We start from the raw sequence: 26786 nt of genomic DNA, 5'->3' as shown, positions 1-26786 counted from the left end.
GCCCGGCGGACAACGTTCCGACTCAGACGGTACGGGCGTCGGCCTTCAGCGCCCCGGAGGCGTCCGGGGCGGCCGTGGAGCCCTCGATGTCCGTGAGATCCCGGTGCCTGGTCTCCTTGGCACACCCGACCGCGAGCAGCGTGATGAGCACGGCGGCGATGACGTACAGCGAGATGGGTACCGAGCTGTCGAAGTCCGCGAGCAGCGCGGTGGCGATGAGCGGCGCCGGAGCACCGGCCGCGACCGACGCGAACTGCGCGCCGATCGAAGCGCCCGAGTACCGCATCCGGGTCGCGAACATCTCCGAGAAGAAGGCTGCCTGCGGTGCGTACATCGCCCCGTGGAAGACGAGCCCGACGGTGACGGCGAGCAGCACACTTCCGAAGTTCCGCGTGTCGATCAGCGCGAAGAACGGGAAGGTCCACAGCCCGACACCGATCGCGCCGACCAGATAGACCGGCTTGCGCCCGACCCGGTCCGACAGCGCGCCCCACATCGGAATGACCGCAAAGTGGACGGCCGAGGCGATGAGCACCGCGTTGAGCGCCGTCTGCTTGCTCAGATCCGCTGCCGTGGTCGCGTAGACGAGCACGAACGCCGTGATCACGTAGTAGCTGATGTTCTCCGCCATCCTGGCACCCATGGCGATCAGCACATCGCGCCAGTGATGCCGCAACACGGCGACGAGCGGCATCTTCTCCGTCGCCCCGGCAGCGGACCTGCGCTCCTCGGCCTGCGCCAGCGCGGCCTTGAAGACCGGTGATTCATCGACGGAGAGACGAATCCACAGACCGATGATCACCAGGACACCGGAGAGCAGGAAGGGGATTCGCCAGCCCCAGGCCCCGAAGGCGGATTCCGACATCAGCGCGGTGAGCGCGGACAGCACCCCGGTGGCGAGCAACTGCCCGGCCGGCGCCCCCGTCTGAGGCCAGGAGGCCCAGAAACCGCGCCGCTCGGCGTCCCCGTGCTCCGAGACCAGCAGCACGGCCCCGCCCCACTCGCCCCCGAGCGCGAAGCCCTGCACCAGCCGCAGGATGGTGAGCAGTACGGGGGCGGCGGCCCCGACCGTGGCGTGCGTCGGCAGCAGCCCGATCGCGAACGTCGCCCCGCCCATCATCAGCAGACTGAGCACCAGCAGTTTCTTGCGGCCGAGCCGGTCGCCGTAGTGCCCGAACACCAGGGCACCCAGAGGGCGGGCGGCGAAGCCGACCGCGTAGGTGAGGAAGGACAGGAGCGTTCCGACGAGCGGGTCGGACTCGGGGAAGAACAGCTTGTTGAAGACCAGCGCGGCGGCTGACCCGTACAGGAAGAAGTCGTACCACTCGATGGTGGTGCCGATGAGACTTGCGGTGACGATGCGTTTGAGCGAGCGGGTGGTAGGCGGGGCGGATGCCGAGGCAGCCATGAACACCACTTCCGGGCGGTTGGCGGGGACGGTTTCGTGTCGCCACACCGTAGGAATGGGCAGGTCAGAGGCACATGTGGCGGGACACCATAGTTCTCGGGCCGGGTGTGCGCGGGGCCACTATGACAGGCACGTCGAGACTGCTTCGAGGACCGTATTGAAGGCCGGCAGGCGCCTGTCAGGATTGCGCTATTAGGCATGGTTTATTGCCCTGGTGCTGACTCCCGTGCTGGTTTGGTGCTGACCTGAAACCGTATGTCAGCACCCCTGATCACCTGTCCCGTGCTGACTTGGTGCTGACTTGGTGCTGACTACGCAGCGTTGAACTTCGGCATTCGGGGCGGATCGGGCGGGTAGTGTTCTCCCCTTCCGCGCGCCTGCGGTCGTCGGCTCGGAGCCGAGGACGTCCAACAGCGAGACATGCTGTACGAGGTGTCCGTCACCGCCGTCCAGGAGGGTCACCGCATTGTCGAGGACGGTGAACCGGCCGTGGTCCACGGTGATCCGGCGCGGTGCCTCGGTCAGCACCAACACAGTTCCGTCCGCACGGATGTGGAGGTCATGATGGGCGGACACGTCTGCCTGCCACAGCAGTGTCGAATCCCGGTCGAGCCTGAGGAGTGCTCGCAGTGGGACCTGGGCGAACAGGCCGCCGTCCGGGGTGACTTCGACGTGGTTCCAGCCGCGCAGAAAGCTCGGCGGGTCCTCCTCTGCAGGAGGTTGCCCGGCGTTGTGGCTCCACAAGTGGACCTCTGCGCCGGACCGGTCGATCAGCCGTGCGTAGGGCTTGGGATACGAGGAAGCGGGGGAGTAGACGAAGTGGTCGACGGCGCAGGCTGCTTCGGACGCATGTGTACCAGGGCTGCGGGCGGGCAAGGGATGCTCCTTACGGCAAGGATTCGGCACGGCACACGTTGCTTCGGCACTGCGCGTGCTACTGGGGGTTGTCGGTATTGCCGGCGCCGTAGTCGGGCACCGCGGCTGCCAGGACGTCCTCGGTGACCTTCCAAAGTTCCGGGAGGTACTCCCGGGTTGCCTGACCGCGTCGCCGCAGGTCCTTGCTGTCGCGGATGCCCAGGTCGGCCAAGAGGTCGGAGAAGGCGGGGGTGAGTTCCTCGTGCAGGGCAGGGGCGTCGGCGGCGAGGATCTTATGGCAGCGGGCGAACGTGGCCACCAGCCAGAACACGATTTCGCGGTGGTCCCCGCGCTGTACCAGTTCGCGGCTCGCGTCGATCGAGATCGGCCGAGCAGCCGGCGTGATGTCGGAGCTGAAGAAGAAGGGGGTCCGGGCCACTTCCGCGGTGGCGTCGAAGGTGATCGCGAGCCGGTCGATGTGATGGGCAGCGCGCCGGCCGGTCAGTTCCTCGCAACCCAGTTGGCGCAGGACGGCCGGGTAGTGGTCCGCCAGGTCCAGCTCCGTGAGCAGCTGCCTGGTCCGCAGGTACCGCAGTCGTACGGTCGGGTTGCGCAGCGCGGCGACGAGCAGGAGGTGGGTGGTGATCCCGGTGGGAAACAGCCAGTTGGTCACCTGGTCATACCAGGGTTCACGGTCGTCCAGAGTCGCCAGCGCGTTGTCGATCTTGCCTCGGAGTCCGGCGCACCGGCGCCGTACCTGATCCGGTTCCGCGAACCGTGCGGCGACCTCTTGATGGAGCCGACGCAGTTCGCCGGTTGGATCGTCCAGGATCAGGCCGCGGTTGAGGCCGTGCGCGAGATGGTGGTTCTCCAGGGCCCGGTCGATGGGAGTGATCGCTTCGTGGGCCAGGTAGGTGACCTCCAGCAGCGCGCCGTTGTGTAGGAACTTCCCCAGCTTGAGCCCTGAGGGCGGCTGCCTGGTAACCAGCATGATGTCCACGTCGGTGCCGACGGGCAGTTCACTGTCACCCGACAGGGCCGTGGTGGATCCGCTGAGGTAGGCACCGAGGTATCCCTCGGTGGTGCGGCCCACCTGGTGCACCCAGTCCCGTGCGGCAGCACGGGCTTCGTCGATATTCATTGCTGCCTTACTTGCTTGGGGTCGGTCGGTGTAGATGCGTGCTACACGCCACGGCCGGAGCATTTGCGCAGGGCGTACTCCAGCGACGCGACCCAGAGGAGTGTCTGCTCAGGCCGTCGCCGGGCACTGTCACGTTGTTGGGTGTTTGGGTGTCTGACGGCTTGTCGGGGTGTGGTGGTGCCGGGTTCCGGGCCTGTGGTCAGGCCGTGGTGGGTCGGCTGGCAGCGCCGGTGACCTGGTCCCAGATGGTGAAGCGGACGGTCATCTCGGCTCGGTAGTGATGTGCGGTCATCAGGTGGCGGTGAGGCCGGAAGTGAGGCGAGATGCCGCTGAACGCGGACAGGAACCTTTGGGCCCCGCCCACGCTGCGGAAGCCCTTCCACGAAGGGCATGACCTCGCGGTGGGCGGCGGCGTAGGAGCGGAGCTTGTCCGTGACGACCACCCGCGGCACCGCCCGGGTCTTCTTCAACAGGCGGCGGAAGAAACGCCTGGCCGCGGCCTTGTCCCGCCGGTTCTGCATCAGGATGTCCAGCACGTTCCCGTCCTGGTCGACGGCCCGCCACAGATACTTCAGCTCACCGTTGATCCTGATGAAGACCTCGTCCAAGTGCCATTTATCCCCCGGCGGTGGCCGGCGGCGGCGCAGTCCGTCGGCGTAGGCCTGCCCGAACTTCACACACCAGCGGCGAACGGTCTCATACGAGACGATCACGCCGCGCTGGAGTATCAGCTCCTCCACCTCACGGAAGCTGAGCGGGAAACGGAAATACAACCACACGCAATGGGAGATCACCTCGACCGGGTACCGGTGCCCCCTGTATGACGGCGTGCCTTTCACGGACGACCCCCTCCACCATGACCAACCCGAAGACCATCTCACCCGGTCAACCAACGTGACAGTGCCGGCCCGCCGGATCACCGGGCGGGCGCCCGGCCCTCGACTGCTCGACCGACTTGAGCTGGCTACGGGCAACCCCCTGTACGTACGCGAGATCATGGACGCTCTCACGCGTGCGGGGGCGCTGGGGAACAACGAGGAGGAGACCGAACTCGGACCTGCGACCCCGGCCCGGTCCGGAACCGACGGAGGGTGGGCCGAGGTCGAGCAGATGTCGCTGTCGGAGGCGATCGCCGACCGGCTGGCCTTCCTCACCGCCGACACCCGCGACATGCTTCGCACCGCTGCCCTGCTCGGTCCCGCTTTCGGGATCACCGACCTCACGCTGCTGCTCGGCCTCCCGGCGATGGCATTGGCCGCACCTGTGCATGAGGCTGTGGCCGCCGGCGTGCTCGAACCGGCCGACGGGAACCGGCTGCGCTTCCGGCACGGCCTGATCAAGCAGGTGCTCTACCAATCCGTGCCCGCCGCGTTGCGTATAGCTATACACCGGGACGCAGCCCAGACGCTGATCGCTCAGCGGACTTCGGTGGAACGCGTCGCCGAGCTGCTGCTCTCGGCAGCCGATGCCGCGGATGGTTGGGAGGTGGACTGGCTGGTGGACAATGCCGCAACTCTTATCCGCCGCGCTCCCGAGGCCGCGACGTCCCTCCTCAAACGCGCCGTGGCGCACACCTCCGACGACGACGTACGCGTCGTGGAATTGCTGGACCACCTCGCCTCGGCGGCCTTCCTCGTCAGCGACTACGAGCAGGCCGTTCCCGTCGCACAACGGGTTCTGGCCCGCCACCGCGCCCCGGAGCGGAGGGGACGGACGGCCTGGATTCTGGCCTACGCCCTGCTGCGCACCGATCGGGCGGAGGAGTCGATCACCACCGTCGAGAAGGTGATGGCGGACCTGGAACCGGACACGCCGTGGCATGCGCGCCTGCGTGTCTTCGCCGCCATGGCCCTGCTGCATCTGGGCCGAGACGATGAAGCCGCCGCGCAAGCCGCTGCCGTCCTCACCACCGGCACAAGTCTGACCGACGCCATGTCGTCCGGCTACGCCCGGCACACGCTGGCGATGACGCACTGGGCCCGTCAAGACCCCGAGAGTGCCCTCGACCACGGCACACGTGGCATAGCTCTGACCGGCTCTGACCCCGAGTTGAGCGATCTGCTCCTGTTGATGCAGGGCAACCAGGTCTCCGTGCTGCTCATCATGGACCGGTTGACACAGTGCCAGGAGGTCCTCGCCGACACGCACGGTCTGGCGGAGCGGACGGGTTCCTTCCGCCTCGGCATGTTCGTGGCGATGGCCGGTGAACTCGCCTTCCACACCGGACGCTGGGACGACGCACTCACCGCATTCGACACGCTGTCCGACTACCACCCGACGTGGGCTCACTCGCTCCCGGCCGTCGTGCACGGCATCGCCGCCGTCATCGCCGCACACCGCGACGAACAGACGACAGCACGCCGGCATCTGCGCGTGCTGGAGGAGCTGCCCGACGGTCCGTACAAAACGCGCAACCTCGCATACGACTTTCGCGCGCGCCATGATCGCCGAGCGGTCGAACGACCTCGCCTCTGCCCTCGGCGGACTCCAGGACGTTCTCGACCCTTCCTTCGATGTGATGGACGAACGGGCAGGGGTGCTTCCTCTGCTCGTACGACTCGCTCTCGCGGCAGGTGACCGCGAGGTCGCCGATCGGGCCGCTGCCTGCGCCGAGGAGGAAGAGGCGAAAAGCCGGTTGCCGCGTGGCACGGCCGCCCGCATGTGGTGCCACGGACTGCTGCGTTCCGACCCGGCGCTGCTGCTCGTCGCAGCCGACTACTACCGCAGGGTCGGTCGTCCGGCCGAGATGGCTCAGGCACTCGAGGACGCCGCGGACCTGTTGGCTGCGGCAGGACAGACTGGCCCGGCCCGGGAAGCGCTGAACGACGCGATGCTGACCTACACCGCTCTCGGCGCCGTGTGGGACTCTCGCCGTGCCGCGGCCCGTTTGCGTGCCCGCGGTGTGCGGCTCGGGGTGCGCGGTGCACGGGGACGCCCCCGCACGGGTTGGAAAGCACTGACCGACACGGAGCTGAAGATCGCGGAACTGGTCGCCGAGGGCTTGTCCAACCCCGACATCGCCGACGCCTTCATCATGTCCCGACGCACCGTCGAAACCCACGTCTCCCACATTCTGGCCAAACTGGGAGTCAAATCACGACGCGAGGTGGCAGGGGTGGCCGAAGCGCACCGCTCCTGACCTCGCCCCCCAGCAGCGAGGACCGTCCAGCGTCCGTATCGACCGCAACCAGCTTTTCGGAGTCCTCGCCGACACTTTTTGCGCGAGTCCGGGTTCGGGGGTGACGAACCGCCACCCGCGGGGGCGCAGCTCACGTATCGACGGGGACCGGAGTTGGAACATCCCGAAGTGGTTCAACGTCACTCCACACCCGACGCGGCAAGAGCGGCGCTGCTCGGGAGTGAGTTGTCGCGGTGGCCCTTGGCGTTGGAGACCCGTACGCCGAGCTCCAGGGTCACCGGTTCCGCCGCTTCGTCGACGGCGTTTTCGTCACAGTGTCCGCGTGGCACGCCCGGTCCGTGCCCTCCCGTTCTACCTGCCTGGCGAGAGCCATGAGACTCCGCTGGAACGCATGCTGCGCCTTGCTCGGCCCCCTTCGCCGCGCGCGTGGTTGTCGCGGCGGGAGACTGCGCCTGGGCGGGCTGCATACTCAGCCGGATCAGCGGGAGGTGGGGGAGCGGCGTCGTTCGTGTTCTCCGTGCCTGAGAGGGTGTCGATGATGTCGCGGATGCCGGGTCGGTCTGCAGGGTTCTTGGCCAGGAGGGGGCGACCAGCTGGTCGCCGTCGACCGGAATGTCGACGCGCGTCGAGCGCAGGCGTGGTGGCACGTCTTCCAGATATCGGCGCATCAGGGCCCATGCCTGCTCGGTGGCGGGGAATGGCAGGCGGCCGGTCAGCGGCGTACAGCACGCATCCGAAGACGTACAGATCACATCGGGCATCGACGTTCTCTCCGCGGCATTGCTCAGGTGCGATGTAGGGGGAGTGCCGAACGGTTGGCCGGTGAGGGTCAGGCCGGCGGTGACCTCTGCGGTACGGGCGATGCCGAAGTCACAGATCTTCAGCCGGCCGTCGGTAAGCAGGAAGAGGATGGCCGGCTTGAGATCGCGGTGTATCACCTGCTGGGCATGCGCGGCGTCGAGCGCAATTGCGGCTTGCGCCGCGATCCTGAGGGCCTCTGACACGGCAAGGCCGTTGAGTGTCCGCGTCAGGATGCTCTCAAGGTCCGCGCCCTCCAGCAGTTCTATTGGAGAGGGCCGGAGCCTCTAGGAAGACGAGCAGCCGAACGCACAAGAGAGGCGCTGACGTGCGGAAACGTGACCGATGTGCCCGCGTCGGGGAATCACTTGGGCCAGTCCTCGGCATGATCGGTCGGGCGAGGCCGGGGCGAGGGAGCAGGGCGGCTGTCACAAACCGGGCTGTCGTCCGGTCCTAGGGGATGACTGAACGGTGTGACCCATCACGCCGTCGATGTCTTCGGTTAACGCTCTTCAAGAGGAGAACAACATGAGCCGGGTCAACATCGCACGCCCCGATGCACCAGGGTTTGACGAATTGGTACCGTCGCGCTACGCGCTGAAGGTCGGCGACATCGACGTGATGGTGATCAGCGACGGGGTGCTGCCCATTCCCGCCGTGACGATGGCCACCAACGCCGCCAAGGCCGACCTGGCGGCCTGGCTCCAAGACATGTTCCTGCCACCGGAGACGCTCGACTGGCCACTGAATGTGGCCGTGGTGCGCAGCGGTGGCCGGACCATTCTCATCGATTCCGGGCTGGGGACAGAGTTTCCGGGCTTCCCGCGGGCCGGGCAGTTGGCCATGCGACTGGACGCCGCCGGGATCGATCCCGCATCCGTGACCGACGTGGTGCTCACCCACTTGCACATGGACCACATCGGCGGGCTGCTCGTCGACGGGCTGAGGGGCCGGCTGCGCCCGGACCTGCGGGTCCACCTGGCGTCCGCCGAGGCCGAGTTCTGGGAAGCGCCTGATTTCTCCCGCACCGCCATGCCGACACCGGTGCCGGACGTGCTTCGAACGACCGCCTCGCGGTTCCTGGACGTGTACCGCAGCCAGTTGCGGCCGTTCGAGACGGAGTACGAGGTGGCGCCAGGAGTCATGGTCTGTCGCACCGGCGGTCACACCCCCGGCCACAGCATCGTCCGTCTGGAGTCCGGCGGCGAACGGCTGATGTTTGCCGGTGATGCCGTGTTCCAGCCCGGGTTCGAATGCCCCGATTGGCACAACGGCTTCGACCACGACCCCGAGGAATCAGCCCGCGTCCGGATCCGTCTCTTGAAGGAGCTGGCGGCGAGCGGCGAGCAACTGGTGGCCACTCACCTGCCGTTCCCGTCCATCTGTCACGTGGCGGTCGCCGGCAACGCCTTCCGTTTCGTACCGGTCGTCTGGGACTACTGACTGCACTTCGGCGGGGGCCGACGCGAGAGCAGCGCGTGAGAGGCAGCCCTGATATGTAGCCCTGGTTGTCAAGTGAACAGGGTGGAGCGGTGCCCACTAGCCATGGCTGTGGGCATCGCTTCGGGACCGGAAGATTCTGTCGGCGCTGATCTGCGACGTCTCAGTCCGATGCCGCATTGGTTTCCGGAGTCGCCCTCACCACCGCCCCGCCCGTGACAGCCGCGTCGTCGACAGCCACCGTCACGGTGACCCCCGACCCCTCGTACCAGCAGCAGAAGTTCGGAAGGCCCCCGAGGGCACCACCCGCGACGACACCGACTGGTGGAGCGCCGACGACCCGGCGGACTGGAACCCGAACGCCGACGCGACGCAGCGCTGGTGGGTCGACCGGATCAAGGACGACATCGACCACTGGGAGACGTTCAGCAACTCACCGCCGTACTTCATGACGGAGAGCGGGTACGTCTCCGGGGGCTTCGACGCGACCGAGGACCAGCTCAAGGCCGAATCGGTCGACGACTTCGCCGCGTACGTCGCAGGCGCCACGAAGCATCTGGAGAAGGCGGAGGGCATCGAGGTCGACACCGTCGACCCGTTCAACGAGCCCAACACCGGTTACTGGAAAACCACGTTGGGCGCCGACGGCGAGCCGAACGGCGGCCGTCAGGAAGGCGCGCACATAGGCCCCGAGCTTCAGCAGAAGGTCATACGCGCCCTCGCACCCGCGCTGAAGAAGGCGAAGACCGGTGCGGAGATCTCGGCCATGGACGAGACCAACCCGGGCATCTTCTCGACGAACTGGAACAGCTACCCGGCCGACGTGAAGAACCTCGTCGGGCAGATGAACGTCCACACGTACGGAACGGGCGGCCGCACCACCGTCCGCGACCTCGCCAAGGCGGCCGACAAGCCGCTGTGGATGAGCGAGGTCGAGGGCGACTGGGGCGACGGACAGTCCTTCACCGACATGCGGCCCGGCCTCGGCCTCGCCCAGCAGATGGTGGACGATCTGCGCGAACTGGAGCCCACCGCCTGGGTGTTCTGGCAACCGGTCGAGGACTACGACAACATGAAGCCCGGCGGCGAGTCCGCCAAGGGTGGCAACTGGGGCAGCATCCAGGTCCTGTTCAGCTGCACCTCCAAGGACACCCTTGCCAGCTGCCCGGTCCACACGAACACGAAGTTCGACACCGGCCGCAACTTCACGCACTACATCAAGCCGGGCGACCGGCTGATCAAGACGGACGAAACCTCCAGCGCCGCCGCCGTCGCGCAGTCCGGCAAGGGCGCCACCGTCGTCCATGTCAACCGCACCACGGACGCCCGCACCGTGACGCTGGACCTGTCGAAGTTCGCCCGGATCGATCGGGACGCCACGGTCACACCCGTCGTGACCAGCGCCGCCGGCAAGCTGGAACGGCACCAAGCCGTTCCGGTCGGTGACAAGAAGGCCACCTTCACGGTGCCCGCGCAGTCGGTGACCTCGTTCGTCGTCGACGGAGTGTCCGGTGCGGCGAAGGACGCGGCGACCCTGCGCCGGGGCCACACCTACGAGCTGACCGGCGTGCAGAGCGGCAAGGGCCTGACCGTCGCCGACGACGGCAGCGAGCTCGTCATCAAGGCCGGAGCCTTCGCCGAGGACCGGCAGCTCCAGCAGATCAGCGGCGACGCCGCGGACAATCGCAAGCGGTACGTGTTCACCAGCGCGGCGAGCGGCAAGCGTCTTGCCGTACGCAACGGCGCACCGGTCGTCGAACCCGACACCGGCCGGCGCGACGCGGCCACCCGGTGGATCATGTCGACGACCGGCGACGGCACCTGGACGCTCGTCAACAGCGGGACCGGCAAGCTCCTGGAAGTCGGGGGCCAGGCCACGAACGACGGCGCCGCCGTCACCACCTGGCAGCCCAACTCCGGGGCGAACCAGCTGTGGAAAGTCACCGACGTGACTCCGTAGACGTACTGGGCCCCACGGTGATCCGCCGTGGGGCCCAAGTTCTGCCACGCCCTGGGCAAGGCCTGTCAGTGGTGGCGTCTACGCTCTCCTCCATGCGATTCCCCAGAACTATGATCGGCGTGTCCGCGGTGGCCCTGCTCAGCGCGGGCTGCAGCTCCGCCGAAACCGCCCAGGGCGGTGCCGCGGCCGATGCGGCGAAGGCCCTCCCGGTGGCCGTCACCGGTGCACAGCCGGACGTGCACATGCGCGGCGGCGACGCCCTCCGGGTCACCCCGGCCCCCGAGGCCGGCGCTCCCCTTGCGCAGAAGGTGGAGCACGCGCTGCGCGAGGACGTGCTCAGCATCGCCAAGGTCGCCGGTGAGACCAGCGCCAAGTGCCCTGCGGGCGTGACCCGGAAGGCGGGCGCGGTCAGCCAGTGCGTGGTGACGTACGCGGGGGCCGAGATACCCTACGAGGTCAAGATCAGCGACAGCTACACAGCGGGCAGCAGCTTCATCTCGTACACCAAGGAGCCCAAGAAGGGCCTGCTGGTCGACAAGCTCGTCTACCAGATGATCAACGAGAGCTACGGCTCCGAGTCCGGGCGCACCGACGCGAGCAAGCTTGCCTGCGACAAGCTCCCCGCGGCGAAGGCATTCGACTTCGGAGCCGACACCGGCTACAAGTGCCAGTACTGGGGCGAGCACGCCGACAACGGCGAGCCCGGTTTCCGGACCGTGCAGGTCGGGATCGGCCGCAAGGGCTACAGCTACAGTTTCGAGGAAGTCGAGTAGCCGCTGCCGGGGTGGAGCAGGCCCTGCTGCTCGTAGTACCGCAGTGCCCTGATGGTGGTGCCGATTCAGGCGGAGAATGACCTCATGGATCGCTTGCTGCATCTCGACCGCGCGCTCGATGAGCTGGACCCGCCCCGATGGGCGGCTCCGGACGCCGACGCGACTCACCTGGTCCGCAAGGTTCATGAGTTGCGGTGCACGCCGCTGGGTCAACTCCGCCCGGCGGATCTGCGCACGCTGGTCAGCCAGCAGGTGTCCCTGCCGCACGTCCTCCCACTCGCGGTGCGCTTGCTGCTCGAGGACCCACTGCTGGAGGCGTACTTCTACGAGGGGGACCTGCTGCTCGCGGCCGTCGAAGCCCCGGGCTCGGCCTGGGCCGTGCTGCCGGACCTTGCCGCGCGGCTGCGCGCCGTGATCACGACTCTGCCGGCGGCGCTGGTCGCCGACCTGCCGAGCGGCGCCGCCGAGGAACTCACCCGCTTCGTCACGCGTCCCTGATCACCTACGGAGCCTGAAGCGGAGGTCGGTCTCGTCGCTCGCGGCGGCGTTGCCGTCCGCATCCGTGACGGAAACCACCCGCAGGCCGACGGCCGCAGCAAGGGACTCGAAGCCGGTGCGGGTGTACCAGTGCAACAGCCACGGCCGGTCCTCGACGGTACTGATGCCGTCGAGGTGCCGTTCGTAACGCAGCACGGTTGTCTGGGTGCGCGTGGTCTCGTCACGCTCCTCGGACACCACGGACACGCGGAGATCGGCGCCGTCATCCGCCGTGGCGCGGCGTATCTGCCCCAACTGCCCGGCCGGAGTGGGTTCCGGGACGAACACGGACACCAGCGCGGTACCGCCCTCCACGAGGTGGGCGGCGATGCCGGTCAGGGCCGCCAGGGCAGTGGCATCGTCGGGAAGCAGTGTGAACGTCGGTCCGGCGAGGAAGATCGCCCCGTAGCGGTGTGGCAGGTCGAGAGCCTCCATCCGCTGGTGGTGGACCACGACGTCGATGCCTTCCTCGCGAGCCCGCCGACGGCAACCGGCCAACATGTCCGCCGACGAATCGACGCCCTCGACCTCCAGGCCCCGCCTGCGCAGCTCGATCAGCGGATCGCCGTCCCCACACCCCAATTCCAGCGCCGGCTCCCCGGCTTCACGGATGAAGTCAGCATACGTTCGAGGGTCCGGACGGTGGCTCTTCAACGGCCCGTAGAGCTGCGCGACGATACCCGTGTAGAAGTCTGCTGGAAGCATGCGCGTCACACTACGCGCCACCACTCACTTGGTCATTGGGATGCATTCCGAGGCGTGCCGCCAGTGGTGAGCCACCGTCAGGATCGGGACAACGGCCGGGGAACACTTCTCCTACTTCAGCACGGTCACCACCACAGCCATCACCGCGCTGACAACGGTCAGGGTCGTCGCGAGCGCCTTGCCCGACCTGGCGAGGGCCTCGGGCACCTGGGCGCCGCCCCAGCGAGCGACGGCGAACGCGATACCGGCCACGAGGCACGCGAAGATCACCGCCAGCGCGACTGCCATGAGCAGCACCGCCGTATGGGTGAGGTTCACAACAACTCCTCCTTCGAGCTCACATGCATGGTGCGGGCGCGCTGTCGAGCGCGGCACGAAACAACGATCCACCTGCATGAGGGCCGGTCGAGAGGGTTGGATGTTGTCCACGCGACAACATGGGGTTGTCCGGGGAACAACTTGGCCTGAGAGAGATGACGTGGGGACTTTGAAGCGGCCCGGCCGGCCTTGGGCGCCCGCACGCGGCTCGTGCAAGGAGATCAACGATCTCGTTCACATCCTGCGGACCTGGCTCGACACCTCCAACGTGTCGGTGACCCAGCTGCGTACCCGATTTACCTCCGAGCACTTCCGTTCGGGTGTGGTCCCCGATCTGCGCAAGCTGCGTGAGCAACTCTCCGGAGTCGCCCTGACATGGGACCTCGTCGAAGCCGTTGCCGATGTGTGCTTCCCCGACGAGACCGGACCGCGGGCCGCCGAGCGGCTCAAGGAGCTGCAACCGCTGTGGAGCGCCGCTCACACGACTCCCACGCCCGTCACCGCCGGCGGGAAGCCGGCCGTCCCGGCGCACGAACTCGTCGAGGCCCAGCAACGCACCATCGCCGCGCTGGAGGATCTCAATCGCGTACGGCAGGCCTTCGAGGTCAGTGAGCAGGCCAGGCAGCAGGCTCTCCAGGTGGCCACCGTGCTCTTCGCGCTGCTCGGCCAGACGCAAGCGCAAGTCGCTCAGCTCACAAGGCGGTTGGACGCACTGCGCAGCGCGGACGATTCATTCCCCGTCGATGTGGAGATGGCGGAGAACCGCCTTGAGCGCGCTGTGCGGCAGTCGGAGGACCTTCGCTCGCAGCTCGGCCGGGCCGAGGCCGAACGGGACACGGCGCAGCGCGTGGCCGATCACGCCGCCCGCCGTATCAAGGCGTTGGAGGACGAACTCCGTGATCTCAGGAGCGGCTCGGCTCTGGGCGGTCAGCCCCGGGCAGGAACCGACCTGCAGATTCCCGGCCCGCTGACCGGCACCGCCGATGACGCCGCGCTCGACCAGGTCGACGCCACTCTGCGCAAGGCCCGGGACGTCCTCGACCGGGAACACGAGGCCGTGCAGGAGGCGGCCGAGGACATGGGCTGGAGGGAAACCCGGAACGCGGAGAAGGAACACGGCGGCACAGTCATTCCCGGGCAGCCAGTGCGAAGCGGAACCGGCTATGGCCCTCAGTCCGCTCCTGGCGATGGCGGGTTGTTCCGCACAACCCCGAACAACCCTGCCACCAGCACGGACGGGCCGGGCAGCGAGGTCGAGCTGCGGCGAGCGGACGACTCCATGCGGTTCGTGGGAGCGGCGACCCGGCGGATCGCCCGCGGTATGGATCTGGACGAGATCGTGCTCGGGCTGTGCCGAGCGACCGTTCCGTCGTTCTCCGACGAGATCTTCGTATATCTGCGCGACCCGCTTCCGGTGGGCGACGAACGACCGGTCTCCCCGTTCATGCTGCGGCTGCGCCGCAACGACCGGCTGCGCCCGGCGGACGAGCGCGACGGGCTCTTCGCACCCGATGCCGATCCGGCCGTGCTGCGTGAGGTTCATCCGGGCGGCGGGCTCGCCGAGGTGTTACGCGGGGTGCGTCCGGTCTTCGGCGGCTCGGCCGCCGGCCGGGACGCACTGCCCTGGCTGCTCGGCACCGACCACCCACTGCCCGACGGGCACCGGGCGATTCTCGCCCCGCTGCGCGGCCGGCGCCGGGTCATCGGGGTCGCCGTCTTCCTGCGCGGGTACGAGCGACCGGGTTTCGATCCCAACGACCTGCTGGTCGCCGCCCAGTTGGTCACGCATACGGCGATCTCCCTGGACAAGGCCGTACTGTACGGGCGCGAGGCGTACATCGCGGGTGAGTTGCAGCGAGCGATGCTGCCGCGGTCCCTTCCGCAGCCGCCCGGCGTGAAGCTCGCCTCCCGGTACCTGCCCGCCGCCGATACGGCCCGGATCGGCGGCGACTGGTACGACGCGATCCCGCTGCCCGGGAGCAGGGTCGCCCTGGTCGTCGGCGACGTCATGGGCCACTCCATGACGTCCGCGGCGATCATGGGTCAGCTGCACACCACCGCGCAGACCCTCGTCGGCCTCGACCTGCCGCCCCATGAGGTGCTGCGAAGGCTCGACGAGCAGGCACGACGGCTGGGGGACGACCGGATGGCGACCTGCCAGTGCGCGGTGTACGACCCGGTCGCGCACACGATCACCATCGCCAACGCGGGCCACCCGCCGCCCGTACTCCTGCATCCCGGCGGCCGGACAGAGGTGCTGAGGGTGCCCCCGGGCGCCCCGATCGGGGTGGGCGGTGTCGACTTCGAGGCCGTGGAGCTGGACGCGCCCACGGGCGCGACGCTGCTTCTCTACACGGACGGACTGGTCGAGTCGCGGATGCGGGATGTCTGGTTGGGCATCGAGCAGCTCAGGGAACGGGTGGCCGCCACTGCACGGCTGACCGGGCCGGACCGCGCGCCGTCGCTGGAGGCCCTCTGCGACGATGTGCTGGGCATGCTCGGCCCGGGCGACCGGGACGACGACATCGTGATTCTCGCGACGCGGTTCGACGGGATCGCGCCGAGTGACGTGGCGCACTGGTTCCTGGAACCGGTGCACGAGGCCCCGGGGCGGGCCCGGCGGCTCGTACGGAGGACGCTTGCCGGCTGGGGTCTGGAGGAACTCGCGGACTCGGCGGAGCTCCTGGTGAGCGAGATCGTGACGAACGCCGTGCGGTACGCGGAACGGCCCGTGAGCCTGCGGCTGTTGCGGACCGATTCGCTGCGCTGCGAGGTCGGCGACGACTCGGCGCAACTGCCCCGGCGGCGCAGGGCACGGCTTACCGACGAAACCGGCCGTGGGATGCACGTCGTCAACGCACTGGCACAGCGGTGGGGCGCAGCCGATGTCTCCGGAGGCAAGGTGGTGTGGTTCGAGCTGGACCTGCCCCGGGGACGACGGTCCCTGCCGGATACGGGAGTTCCGGCGGGCTGATCCCGTTCGGCCGATGCCGGCACCGGGCGCTCCGCGCCCGGGCACGGGTGCCCGATGACAGGGCGTGGGCCCCGCAGGACCGCCCCACCAGATGGGGCGTCCCGCGGGGCCCACGCCCCGGCGCGCGTCAGGACTTGGGGGAGAAGCGCAGCCGTGTGGCAGCCAGGGCGCCGAGGGCCAGCAGGACGATGGACACCCACAGGCCGGACAGGTGGTTGCCGGTGGCGTCCTCGGCGTAGCCCATGATGTAGGGGCCCACGAAGCCGCCGGTGATGCCGATGGTGTTGAGCAGTGCCAGGCCGCCCGCGAGGGTCTTGCCCGAGAGCCGGGTGGCGGGGAAGTTGAACAGCAGGGGCTGGACGACGAAGAACGCCAGGCCGGTGAAGCAGAAGCCGAGCAGGGCGATCACGGGACCGGCGACGGCGGCGACGACGAGGCCGGTGAACATCATCAGCAGGCCGACCACCACGAAGTTGCGGGAGCGCCGGGGTGTGGTCGCGCGGGGCGGCACCAGTACGGCACCGACGGCCGCGGTGAGCCAGGGCAGTCCGGTCAGCAGGCCGATGGTGAACGGCGAGAGATCGCCCCAGCCGCCGATGATGCCGGGCAGGAAGTAGACGACGGAGTACAGGGCGACCTGGTGCGTCCAGTTGGCGAAGATGGCCAGCAGCATCTGCTTGTCGCGCAGGACCGTCAGCAGCGAGCCGGACCCGGAGCCGTTGCCGGCCGCCTCGGCGCCCTCGGTCTGCTCGCGGGTGACCGCGTCCTGGACCAGCCGGGCCTCGTCCGCCGTCAGCCAGGGCGCCTCGGCCGGGCTGTCGGGCAGGAACCGGAAGATGACGAACGCCAGGAAGAGACAGGGGACGCCCTCGATGACGAACATCCACTGCCAGCCGTGCCAGCCGCCGATCCCGTCCATCTCCATCAGCAGTCCGCCGAGCGGGTTTCCGACGACGCTGGCGATGGAGGCGCCGAGCAGGAGGAGCCCGATCGCCCTGCCGCGGATCTCGGAGCGGAACCAGTAGGTGAAGTAGAGCAGGATGCCCGGCAGCAGCCCGGCCTCGGCGGCGCCGAGCAGCAGCCGCATGGCGTAGAAGGACTTCTCACCCTGTACGAAGGCCATGCAGGCGGAGATGACGCCCCAGGTCAGCATGATCCGGGTGATCCACCAGCGGGCGCCCACGCGGTACATGATCAGGTTGCTGGGCACCTCGGAGATCGCGTAGGTGAGGAAGAACAGCCCGGCGCCCAGCCCGTAGGCCGCGGCGGAGATGCCGAGGTCGACCTCCAGGCGTTCCTTGGCCAGGCCGATGTTGGTCCGGTCCAGGAACGACATGATGTAGGCGGCCAGCAGCAGCGGCATCAGCCGCCGCAGATTGCGCTGGTCCAGCTCGCCGAGCGCATCGCGCGGGGTTTCGTTGGGTATGGCCGCACTGGGCGTGCGGGAACCGCGGATCAAAGACATCGGTGTCCTCTTGGAGTGCTCTGGCAGCCGTCGGACGCGGACTGCGGCCTGGGGGGCGGGGTCGGGCGGCCTACGACGGTGACGCCGCGGGCCGCCCGGCCGCCGGGGTGGGTTCAGACGACGAGCCGGACCGGGTTCTCCACGGCCTCGGTGAAGGCTGCGAGCCAGCGCGCCGCCACGGCGCCGTCCGCCGGACGGTGGTCCACGGAAAGGACCACCCCGAGCACCTTGGCCGCGGTGACCGCACCGTCGCGGACCACCGCCTCGTCACGTGCGGCGCCGATGGCCAGAATCGCGGCCTGCGGCGGGTTGATGATGGCGGCGAACTCCTCGACCCCGTACATGCCGAGGTTCGACACGGTGATCGAGCCGCCTTCGAGGTCGGCGGGGCGCAGCGCCCCGGAGCGAGCCTGCTCCGCGTACGCCCGGGTCCGCGTGGCGATCGCCGACACCGACAGGTTCTCGATACCGCGCAGCACCGGGGTCACCAGGCCCGTGTCGGTGGCGATCGCGACCGACACGTCGACGGTACGGAACCGGCGGACGGCGTCCGGCCGCCACACCGCGTTCATCTCCGGCACCTGTGTGTGTGCCGTGGCGACGGCCTTGATCAGCAGGTCGTTGACCGAGATCTTGACCGGGCTGACGGCGTTGATCCGCTGCCGCAGGGCGAGCAGCTCGTCCACGGCGCAGGTCGCCCGCAGATAGAAGTGCGGGGTGTGCTGCTTGCTCTCCGTCAGGCGCCTGGCGATCGCCCGGCGCATACGGCTGTGCGGGATGTCCTCGTGGTCGCCGCTGTCGATGGTGTCGGCGTGGGCGGCGGCCTGCGGCACGGAGGCGGCCACCGGGAGTGCCGGGGCCACGGGCGCCTCCGTCGCCGGAGTCCGCCGGACCGCGACCGCGGCCTCGACGTCACGCCTGACGATGCGGCCGCCGGGCCCGGTGCCGGTGAGGACCTCGATGTCGAGATCCGCCTCCCGGGCCAGCCTGCGGGCCAGCGGACTGCTGAAGACGCGCCCGCCGCGATCCGGCTCCCCGGAGGACGGCGCGGCGGAGGGTGCAGGGGATTCCGGAGCGGCCGGGCGCTCGGCGATCGGCTCCTCCGGCACGTCCCGGCGCACCGCCTGCCGGGCCTCGCCGGGCGCGGTGACACCGACGCCGAGTTCCGCCAGCAGCGCGTCGAGGTCACCGGCCTGCTCGCCGACGGCGCCGAGCACGGCGATCGGGTCGCCGACCTCGATCTCGACACCGGCCTCGTACAGCGTCTTGAGCAGCACGCCGTCCCGCTCGGCGGAGACGTCCACCTCGGCCTTGTCGGTCTCGATGGAGACCAGCGCGTCGTCCTTCGTGAACGACGCTCCCTCCGCCACCTGCCAGGCGGACAGCACGGCCGTTGCCGCATCGGCGGCCACGGCGGGCATTCGGAACAGTTCTGCCATGATCAACCCTCCTGGGTGTTCTCTCGTACGGGGAGGGTCAGTTCCCGGTGACCCGCTGGAGCGCGGCCACGACCTCTTCGGTCCGTGCGATGGCCGCCCGCTCCAGCACCTTGCTGATGCTGGGCGAGGACTCGCCGGCCTGGACGCGCTCGACCGGCTGGTCGAGCCAGTCGAAGTAGCGGCGCTGGATCTCGTCGGACAGCCAGCCGCCGTACGAGGTGCCGATGGGGCCCTGCTCGGCGATGAGCACGTTGTTGGTCTTGCGGATGCTCGCGCCGAGGGTGTCCCAGTCGAGACTGGCGCGGTCCAGCCACCGCAGGTCGATGACCTCGGCGTCCAGGCCCAGCTGCTCGACGGCCTCCAGGACGTAGTTGGTCATCGCGAGGTACGACACGACGGTGATCCGCGATCCGGTGCGGCGCACGGCCGCCCTCCCCACCGGAAGGCAGTAGTCGAAGTCGTCGACCGGGCCCGGACCGACCGAGTTGTACAGGTCGGTGTGCTCCAGTACGACGACCGGGTCCTTGCAGGTCAGCGCGGAGTTCATCAGGCCCACGTAGTCGAAGGGCGTGGACGGGGCGACGATCCGCCAGCCGGGGGCCGTGGCGAGGATTCCCGCCGGGTCCATGGAGTGCTGGGAGCCGTAGCCGGTGCCCATGGCGACCTTGCTGCGCAGGACGAGCGGGACTCCGGACCCCTGTCCGTCGCCGCCGAACATGTGCCGGGCCTTGCCGATCTGGTTGAAGATCTGGTCGGCCGCGACCCACATGAAGTCGGCGTACATGAACTCCACCACCGGCTTGTACCGGCCGTCGAGCGCGATGCCGCCGGCGAGCCCGGCGAAGGCGTTCTCGCTGATCGGCGTGCCCAGGACGCGATCCGGATGGGCCTCGGCCAGACCCTTGGTCGCGCCGTTGGTGCCGCCCTTGAGCCGGTGTACGTCCTCGCCCATGACGACGACCGACGAGTCCTCGGCCATGCGCCGGCTCATCACCTCGGCCACGACGTCGATGAACTTCCGCTGCTCCAGGCGCCCTTGGAAGGCATCCGGCCCGGTGCCGGTGTCGGCGACGCGTACGTCTTCGAACTCGCTGAGGTCGCCCCGTATGCCGACGTCGCGGAAGGACGGGTCGGGCCATTCGGCGGGCCTGATGCGGCGGGTGCCCGGCTTGCCGTCGGGGTCGGGCTCCAGCAGTTCGTCGCCGATGGCGGCCATGACCGCCTTGGCCCGCGCGGTGCACTCCTCGATCTCGGCGGCGCTCAGGACGCCGTTCTCGACGAGCTGCTGCGAGACGAGGGCCAGCGGGTCGCGGGCCCGCCACTCCTTCTCCTCGTCCTTGGTGCGGTAGCCGAACGCGCTGCCGGGGAACGGGCCGTTCTGGTGGAAGAAGCGGTAGACCTCGGCCTCGACGATGGTCGGCCCGCCACCGGCGCGCATGTGGTCCACGGCCTCGCTCATGGCGAGGTACGTGGCGAGCGGGTCCATGCCGTCCACGCGCCAGCTGGGGATGTTGAAGCCCAGGCCGCGCGCCGACAGCCGGGGCTCGGCCGTCGCCTCGTCCACGTGGGTGGAGACGGCGTACTTGTTGTTCTCGATGAAGAAGCAGACCGGCAGCTTCCAGGCCGCGGCGAGGTTCATCGTCTCCAGCACGGAGCCGATGTTGACCGCGCCGTCCCCGAAGTAGCTCACCGAGACGGCATCGGTGCCGGCCTGCCGCGCCGACCAGGCGAACCCGGCCGCCTGCGGCACGCCGCCGCCGACGATCGCGTTGGTGCCCATGGCCCCGGCCTCGCGCCACTGCAGATGCATGGATCCGCCCCGCCCCCGGCAGAAGCCCCTGGCCAGGCCGCAGATCTCGGCCAGGCTGCGCTGCAGGACGGTGCGCACCTCCTCGTCGACGGGCCGGCGCAGGTCGATGCCGTCGGGTGCGACGTAACCCAGTGCCTTGGCGAGGAACTGGTGGTGTCCCCGGTGCGAGCCGCCGACGAAGTCGGCGCCGGTCAGTGGCAGCACGGATCCGACGGCGCCGCCCTCCTGGCCGATGCTGGAGTGCGCCGGCCCGTGGACCAGCCCCTGGCCCGCGAGGTCGAGGACGTATTCCTCGAAGGTCCTGATCAGCAGGGTCTGGGCGAACATCGAGGTCAGTAGCCGCGGGTCCGCGCCGTGCCAGTCCTTCTTGGTCGCCGTCACCTCGGTCCAGGGTGAGGCGGGGGCCAGTTTCCGGTGTGTGGGCATGAGCACTCTCCTGTGTGATTCGGTGAGCACTGTCGCAGCGAATGGATCCATAGCCAATACCTCGTTACCGGACCGTTACGTTCAGATTTCGGGAATGTCCATTGACTACGGCACCTACGGCGGCGCAATGTGAGAGGCATGGCGGATAGATGGATCCATTCCACGAGTGACCGGAGGCAGGGACTTCCCGGACTGGCCGGCGTCGAGCACATCGGCTTCACCGTTCCCGACCTCGAAGAGGCGACCCGGTTCTTCGTCGAGGTGATCGGCTGCGAGCACGTCTACTCGCTCGGGCCGTTCCGCTCCGACGACACCTGGATGAGCGACCACCTCGGCGTCCATTCGCGCGCCGTGATGCGCGAGCTGCGCTTCTTCCGCTGCGCCGGCGGTCCGAACTTCGAGATCTTCGAGTACGAGGCCCCCGGCCAGGAGACGCGACCGCCGCGCAACAGTGACGTAGGCGGCCACCATCTCGCCTTCTACGTCACCGACCTCGACGCCGCCGTGGCGTACCTGCGGCGGTACGGCGTACGGATCCTGGGCGAACCCACGGCCAGCTCGGGCCCGAGCGAGGGGCAGCGCTGGGTCTACTTCCTCACTCCCTGGGGGATGCAGCTGGAGCTGGTCTCCTACCCGGGCGGAAAGCGGTACGAAGCCGACTCACCCGTACTGCTGTGGCAGCCTTCCGTCTGAACACGCTGCCGCGACACCGCACCAGGGAGAACCATGTCACCCAAGCCGACCACCGGATCCGGCCCGACCGGATCCAGCACGTCGGGATCAGGTACGTCCGGATCCAGCGCCGCCGTCGCCAGCCAGCGCGTCGCGGACCATCTGCGTGCCGCCATCCTGAACGGTGAACTGCGCCCCGGCGCCCGGATCATGCAGGAGCAGGTCGCCGCGCAGCTCGGCGCCAGCCGGCTGCCCGTACGCGAGGCACTGCGGATACTGGCGGCCGAGGGCCTGACCGTCGTGAAGTCCAACAGCGGTGCCTGGGTCTCCAGGATGGACATGGCGGAGTGCGAGGGCGTCTACAAGATCCGCGAACGCCTGGAACCGCTCGCCCTCAGCGAGAGCATCCCTCATCTGTCCGCCGATCAGGTCGCCGAACTGGAGACGATCGCGCGGCAGATCGAGCTCACCACCGACGTGGACCGCTTCCTGGCCCTCGACCGCCGGCTGCACCTGCTCACCTACGCCGGATGCCGGGTCGCCCAGATCACCGACATGGTCGACCGGTTCTGGAACACCACACAGCACTACCGCCGCGCCTTCGCCCGGCTCGCCGGCGACAGCGGCTGGGAACTGATCCACGCCGAACACCGCCTGATCATCGAGGCGATCAAGCGGGCCGACACCGTCGACGCCGAACGCTTTCTCACCGGCCACATCCGCCGTACGCGGCTGGAACTGGCCCAACATCCCGAACTGTTCACAGAGGACGACCATGACAGCGACCACACAGCAGACGCAGCAGGCTCCGCGGACTGACGCCCGCCCCTTCGAGGGCCGGACCCTCCTCCTGTCCGGCGCGGGCGGCGGCATCGCCCGCGAGGTGGCCCGCCAGTTCCACGCCGCCGGTGCCAACCTGGTGCTCGGCGACCTGAACGCCGGGGCACTGGAGGCGTTCGCCGCGACACTCGACCCCACGGGTGCCACCGTGATCACCCGCACCCTGGATGCGGCCTCGCCGGAGAGCAACAACGCCTTCGTCGCCGCCGCGGTCGAGGCATTCGGCTCGGTCGACTTCCTCGTACCCGCTGCCGGGATCTATCCCGAACAGGCCGTCGCCGACATGACCGACGAGCAGTGGAACACCGTCATCTCGGTCAACCTCAACGGCGTCTTCTACCTCACCCGCGCCGTGCTGCCCCACCTCAACGAGGGCGGCAGCATCGTCAATCTGACCTCCATGGCCGGTCACCGCGGCAGCGTCCGGCACGCGCACTACGCGGCGACCAAGGGCGCACTGCTCGCCTTCTCCCGCAGCCTCGCCTGGGAACTCGGCTCCAGGGCACGGATCAACATGGTCTCGCCCGGAATCATCGAGACCTCCATGACCCGCGACTACGTCGCCACCCGCGGCGACAACGCGCTCGCCGCCACCCCCCTCGGCCGGCTGGGCAGGCCGGAGGAAGTGGCCTCCGTCGTCACCTTCCTGTGCTCGCCCGCGGCGAGCTTCGTACAGGGCGAGGTCATCCATGTGAACGGCGGCATGCACATGGTGTGAGCGCGGCCGGGAACACCGGCGGAGAGCAGGGCGGAGCGAGTGGGAACGGAACGGAACATGACGACCGAAGCGGCGATCTACCCCGACCTGAGCGGCAGGTCCGTATGCGTCACCGGCGCCGCGCGCGGCCTGGGCCTGGCGATGGCCGACGCCTTCGCGCGCGCCGGCTGCCATGTGCTGCTGCTCGACATCGACAGCGACGAACTGGACCGGGTGCGGCCCGCACTGGCGGCGCGCCACCCCGAGCAGGTGATCGCGGCGGCCACCGCCCCGGTGAGCGACCAGGACGCCGTGACGGCGGCGCTCACCGCGTTCACCGCCCGGACGGGAGAGCTGTCCGTCATGGTCGCCAACGCCGGTGTATCCGCCAACGCGCCCTCCCTCGATCTCGAACTGGACCGCTGGAACACCGCGTTGGACGTCAACCTCACCGGAGTCTTCGTCTGCGCGCGCGCCGCCGCCCACGTCATGCGCGAGGGCGACGGAGGCGTCATCCTCACCACCTCGTCGATGTACGGCGTGACGGCCGGGCCCGAGCGCGCGGCGTACTGCGCGACCAAGGCCGCCGTCGCCGCCCTCACCAAGGTCCTGGCCGTCGAGTGGGCCCCGTTCGGCATCCGGGTCAACGCGCTCGCGCCCGGCTACGTCGAGACCGACCTGCTGACCCGGCTCTCCGACGCCGGACGGCTGGACACCCAGGCGCTGCGCCGCCGCACCCCGCGCGGCCGCCTCGGCAGCCCGCAGGACATCGCGCATCTCGCCCTCTTCCTGTCCTCCGGGGTGTCCGCGAACATCACGGGCCAGGTGATGGTCAGCGACGGCGGCTGGACGGCCGACGGGTACGCGGTGGCGCCGGGCTGACGGTGTACGGGCCGACCGCCCCGTACACCCGCCTCGACCGTGTGGCCCCGGGCAGTGAACTCATCGCGCCGTCGCCTCCGTCACGTGCCCCGTCCGTCGGTCCGGCAACTTCGCTTCGCCTTATCCGCCCATTCTCAACCACCCGGTCCCGGCACGATGACCAGCTGATCTAAAGTGCTCAGGCCAGATTCCAGCCCGCGGACCTGAGAAGGAATCACGGATTATGCCCACTGAGACGTTCGAGTTTCAGGTGGAAGCGCGCCAGCTTCTGCAGATGATGATCCACTCGATCTACTCGAACAAGGACGTGTTCTTGCGTGAACTCGTCTCCAACGCCTCCGACGCGCTCGACAAGCTGCGACTCGAAGCACTGCGCGACGACTCGCTGGACGCGGACGTGTCCGACCTCCACATCGCCATCGAGACCGACCGGCAGGACCGCACGCTGACCGTGCGGGACAACGGCATCGGGATGTCTCACGACGAAGTGGTCCAGCTCATCGGCACCATTGCGAACTCGGGCACCGCGAAGTTCCTGCGGGAACTCAAGGAGGCCGAGGAGACCGCCGCGGCCGAAGGACTGATCGGTCAGTTCGGTGTCGGGTTCTACTCCAGCTTCATGGTGGCCGACGAGGTCACGCTGCTGACCCGGCGCGCGGGCGAGAGCCAGGGCACCCGGTGGACGTCGACCGGCGAGGGCACGTACACGATCGAGACCGTCGACGGCGCTCCCCAGGGAACCGCCGTCACGCTCCGGCTCAAGCCGGAGGACACCGACGACCAGCTCCACGACTACATCTCCCCGTGGAAGATCAAGGAGATCGTCAAGCGGTACTCGGACTTCATCACCTGGCCGGTCAGGATGGCCGCGGAGGCCGCGGCCGATGACGCCGGGGAGGGGGCCGACGACGCCCCGCGCGAGCCCGAGACGCTCAACTCGATGAAGGCCCTGTGGGCGCGCTCGCGCGACGAGGTCACCGACGACGAGTACCACGAGCTGTACAAGCACATCAGCCACGACTGGAGTGCCCCTCTCGAGACCATCCGCCTGCAGGCGGAAGGCACCTTCGAGTACCAGGCACTGCTCTTCATCCCGTCGCACGCGCCCCAGGACCTGTTCATGCAGGGGTACCAGCGCGGCATCCAGCTCTATGTGAAGCGCGTCTTCATCATGGACGACTGCGAAGCGCTGATGCCGCCGTACCTGCGCTTCGTCAAGGGTGTCGTCGACGCACAGGACCTGTCGCTCAACGTGTCGCGCGAGATTCTCCAGCAGGACCGCCAGATCCAGCTGATGCACCGGCGCCTGGCGAAGAAGGTGCTGTCGACGGTCAAGGACATGATGTCCGCCGAACCGGAGCGGTACGCCACGTTCTGGCGGGAGTTCGGCCGCGTCCTCAAGGAAGGGCTGCTGAGCGACTTCGAGAACCGCGAGGCCATCCTCGGCGTCTCGTCCTTCGCCACCACCCACGACAAGGACGAGCCGACCACTCTGCGGCAGTACGTGGAGCGGATGAAGGAAGGCCAGGAGCACATCTTCTACCTGACGGGCGAGTCCCGCCAGGCCATCGAGAACTCCCCGCACATGGAGGCGTTCCGCGCCAAGGGGGTCGAGGTGCTGCTGCTGACCGATCCCGTCGACGAGGTGTGGGTCGAGGCGGAGCCCGCCTTCGACGGCAAGCAGCTGCGGTCCGTCGCCAAGGGCGAGGTCGACCTCGGCACCGAGGAGGAGAAGAAGGAGGCCGCGACCGAGCGCGAGGGCCGGCAGCAGGAGTACGCGGATCTGCTCGGCTGGATGACGGACCGGCTGAGCGAGACCGTCAAGGAGGTACGGCTCTCCTCGCGCCTCACCGTCTCGCCGGCGTGCATCGTCTCGGACATGCACGACGTGACGCCGGCCCTGGAGAACATGTACCGCGCCATGGGCCAGACCGTTCCCCAGGTCAAGCGCATCCTCGAGCTCAACCCGGGGCACCCGCTGGTCAGCGGTCTCAACCGGGCACACGCCGAACGCGGCGGCGACGACGGCACCGGTCTCCAGGAGACGGCCGAACTCCTCCACGATCTGGCGCTGTTGGCCGAGGGCGGCGAACTGGGCGATCCCTCGCGCTTCGTCAGGCTGATGGCCGACCGCCTCGAACGCACCCTGTGATCGCAACCGCTCCCGCGCCTCGGGGCAACGCCTCCTCGGCCCCGGGGCGGTGACCGGCCTCCGCACCTTCCTCGGGGGCCGGTGACCCGGCAGCGGCGCACTCCTCGTGGTGGGCCACGCCTCGCGCAGCCGAGGCGTGGCCCACCGGCCGCATCCCCGCGAAGGCCCGGCGCCACGTCCGTTACCGGTCGGGCGTCACGGGGGCGATCCAGAGTCCGGTGATCACGTCCACGAGCCCGGTGGCGTACGCGGGCCGGCCCGAGTCAGCAGATCGGGAAGGCACCGGTCGAGCCCGTCGAAAGCTGACGGGCACACCGACGGCGGTGGGCTGATCAGGATGCGAACCGTGCGGTCC

At 68.9% G+C, this 26786-nt stretch carries 20 protein-coding genes and 2 pseudogenes; 12 read left to right on the top strand and 10 right to left on the bottom strand.

Features of this window, described 5'->3' with window-relative positions; genetic code table 11:
- Positions 1 to 22: 22 nt before the first annotated feature.
- From OG978_RS05165 to OG978_RS05150, 4 genes and pseudogenes are all read right to left on the bottom strand, one after another.
- Positions 23 to 1408 carry an MFS transporter gene (locus OG978_RS05165; protein WP_326764038.1) on the bottom strand — a complete coding sequence of 462 codons (1386 nt, stop codon included), beginning with the start codon at positions 1406 to 1408 and terminating at the stop codon, positions 23 to 25.
- A 258-nt stretch (positions 1409 to 1666) separates the two neighbouring features.
- Positions 1667 to 2284 carry a hypothetical protein gene (locus OG978_RS05160; protein WP_326764037.1) on the bottom strand — a complete coding sequence of 206 codons (618 nt, stop codon included), beginning with the start codon at positions 2282 to 2284 and terminating at the stop codon, positions 1667 to 1669.
- Positions 2285 to 2342: 58 nt separating this feature from the next.
- Complete coding sequence (locus tag OG978_RS05155) at positions 2343 to 3404, bottom strand: hypothetical protein (protein ID WP_326764036.1); 1062 nt, start codon at positions 3402 to 3404, stop codon at positions 2343 to 2345.
- A 199-nt stretch (positions 3405 to 3603) separates the two neighbouring features.
- A pseudogene (locus OG978_RS05150) lies at positions 3604 to 4243 on the bottom strand (IS6 family transposase).
- Positions 4244 to 4298: 55 nt separating this feature from the next.
- On the opposite strand from OG978_RS05150, the gene OG978_RS05145 reads away from it, so the two are divergent.
- Both OG978_RS05145 and OG978_RS05140 read left to right on the top strand, forming a co-directional pair.
- The gene (locus tag OG978_RS05145) at positions 4299 to 5981 is read left to right on the top strand and encodes a tetratricopeptide repeat protein (RefSeq protein ID WP_326764035.1); all 1683 of its coding nucleotides are present in this window, start codon (positions 4299 to 4301) and stop codon (positions 5979 to 5981) included.
- Entirely contained in the window at positions 5923 to 6543 is a 621-nt protein-coding gene (locus OG978_RS05140) for a helix-turn-helix transcriptional regulator (protein ID WP_326764034.1), read from the top strand. The genes OG978_RS05145 and OG978_RS05140 overlap by 59 nt, the downstream gene beginning before the upstream one ends.
- 179 nt (positions 6544 to 6722) lie before the next feature.
- On the opposite strand, the gene OG978_RS05135 is transcribed toward OG978_RS05140, so the two are convergent.
- Positions 6723 to 7601 (bottom strand): protein kinase domain-containing protein, encoded by an 879-nt coding sequence (locus OG978_RS05135; RefSeq protein WP_326769934.1) that lies wholly within the window; start codon positions 7599 to 7601, stop codon positions 6723 to 6725.
- Positions 7602 to 7869: 268 nt separating this feature from the next.
- Between OG978_RS05135 and OG978_RS05130 the strand changes: the two genes are divergently transcribed.
- The 4 genes and pseudogenes from OG978_RS05130 to OG978_RS05115 all read left to right on the top strand — a co-directional run bounded on the left by OG978_RS05130 (position 7870) and on the right by OG978_RS05115 (position 12012).
- On the top strand, positions 7870 to 8784 hold the full coding sequence (locus OG978_RS05130) for an MBL fold metallo-hydrolase (RefSeq protein ID WP_326764033.1): 915 nt from the start codon (positions 7870 to 7872) through the stop codon (positions 8782 to 8784).
- A 176-nt stretch (positions 8785 to 8960) separates the two neighbouring features.
- Positions 8961 to 10741: pseudogene (locus OG978_RS05125) on the top strand (RICIN domain-containing protein).
- 92 nt (positions 10742 to 10833) lie between these two features.
- Positions 10834 to 11514 carry a hypothetical protein gene (locus OG978_RS05120; RefSeq protein ID WP_326764032.1) on the top strand — a complete coding sequence of 227 codons (681 nt, stop codon included), beginning with the start codon at positions 10834 to 10836 and terminating at the stop codon, positions 11512 to 11514.
- Between the two features lie 84 nt (positions 11515 to 11598).
- Entirely contained in the window at positions 11599 to 12012 is a 414-nt protein-coding gene (locus tag OG978_RS05115) for a contact-dependent growth inhibition system immunity protein (protein WP_326764031.1), read from the top strand.
- Here the strand turns inward: OG978_RS05115 and OG978_RS05110 are convergent, their stop codons facing one another.
- Together OG978_RS05110 and OG978_RS05105 are read right to left on the bottom strand one after the other, a co-directional pair.
- Entirely contained in the window at positions 12013 to 12756 is a 744-nt protein-coding gene (locus OG978_RS05110) for a class I SAM-dependent methyltransferase (RefSeq protein WP_326764030.1), read from the bottom strand.
- 111 nt (positions 12757 to 12867) lie between these two features.
- Positions 12868 to 13074: a hypothetical protein gene (locus OG978_RS05105; RefSeq protein WP_326764029.1), complete on the bottom strand. Its 207-nt coding sequence runs from the start codon at positions 13072 to 13074 to the stop codon at positions 12868 to 12870.
- Between the two features lie 1078 nt (positions 13075 to 14152).
- On the opposite strand from OG978_RS05105, the gene OG978_RS05100 reads away from it, so the two are divergent.
- Positions 14153 to 16048 carry an ATP-binding SpoIIE family protein phosphatase gene (locus tag OG978_RS05100; RefSeq protein WP_326769933.1) on the top strand — a complete coding sequence of 632 codons (1896 nt, stop codon included), beginning with the start codon at positions 14153 to 14155 and terminating at the stop codon, positions 16046 to 16048.
- A 127-nt stretch (positions 16049 to 16175) separates the two neighbouring features.
- Here OG978_RS05100 and OG978_RS05095 read toward each other — a convergent pair whose 3' ends face one another.
- The 3 genes from OG978_RS05095 to OG978_RS05085 form a co-directional block, all read right to left on the bottom strand.
- On the bottom strand, positions 16176 to 17513 hold the full coding sequence (locus OG978_RS05095; RefSeq protein WP_326764028.1) for an MFS transporter: 1338 nt from the start codon (positions 17511 to 17513) through the stop codon (positions 16176 to 16178).
- A 113-nt stretch (positions 17514 to 17626) separates the two neighbouring features.
- Positions 17627 to 18952, bottom strand: a complete 1326-nt coding sequence (locus tag OG978_RS05090) for a 2-oxo acid dehydrogenase subunit E2 (RefSeq protein ID WP_326764027.1) — start codon at positions 18950 to 18952, stop codon at positions 17627 to 17629.
- 37 nt (positions 18953 to 18989) lie between these two features.
- Positions 18990 to 21188 (bottom strand): alpha-ketoacid dehydrogenase subunit alpha/beta, encoded by a 2199-nt coding sequence (locus OG978_RS05085; RefSeq protein WP_326764026.1) that lies wholly within the window; start codon positions 21186 to 21188, stop codon positions 18990 to 18992.
- Between the two features lie 138 nt (positions 21189 to 21326).
- Here OG978_RS05085 and OG978_RS05080 point away from each other — a divergent pair, with 138 nt between their 5' ends.
- The 5 genes from OG978_RS05080 (at position 21327) to htpG (ending at position 26431) form a co-directional block, all read left to right on the top strand.
- A complete protein-coding gene (locus tag OG978_RS05080) occupies positions 21327 to 21881 on the top strand; it encodes a VOC family protein (RefSeq protein WP_326764025.1) in 555 nt (184 codons plus the stop codon).
- Positions 21882 to 21914: 33 nt separating this feature from the next.
- Complete coding sequence (locus OG978_RS05075; protein WP_326764024.1) at positions 21915 to 22679, top strand: GntR family transcriptional regulator; 765 nt, start codon at positions 21915 to 21917, stop codon at positions 22677 to 22679.
- Positions 22636 to 23418, top strand: coding sequence for an SDR family NAD(P)-dependent oxidoreductase (locus tag OG978_RS05070; RefSeq protein ID WP_326764023.1), 783 nt, complete (start codon positions 22636 to 22638; stop codon positions 23416 to 23418). Before OG978_RS05075 ends, OG978_RS05070 begins: the two co-directional genes overlap by 44 nt.
- A 57-nt stretch (positions 23419 to 23475) precedes the next feature.
- The gene (locus tag OG978_RS05065) at positions 23476 to 24279 is read left to right on the top strand and encodes an SDR family NAD(P)-dependent oxidoreductase (protein ID WP_326764022.1); all 804 of its coding nucleotides are present in this window, start codon (positions 23476 to 23478) and stop codon (positions 24277 to 24279) included.
- A gap of 223 nt (positions 24280 to 24502) precedes the next feature.
- A complete protein-coding gene (gene htpG, locus OG978_RS05060; RefSeq protein ID WP_326764021.1) occupies positions 24503 to 26431 on the top strand; it encodes a molecular chaperone HtpG in 1929 nt (642 codons plus the stop codon).
- The last annotated feature ends 355 nt before the right edge of the window (positions 26432 to 26786 follow it).

It is taken from the genome of Streptomyces sp. NBC_01591 (genome assembly GCF_035918155.1).
Lineage (GTDB): Bacteria > Actinomycetota > Actinomycetes > Streptomycetales > Streptomycetaceae > Streptomyces.
This window is presented reverse-complemented; position numbering and strand designations above follow the sequence as displayed.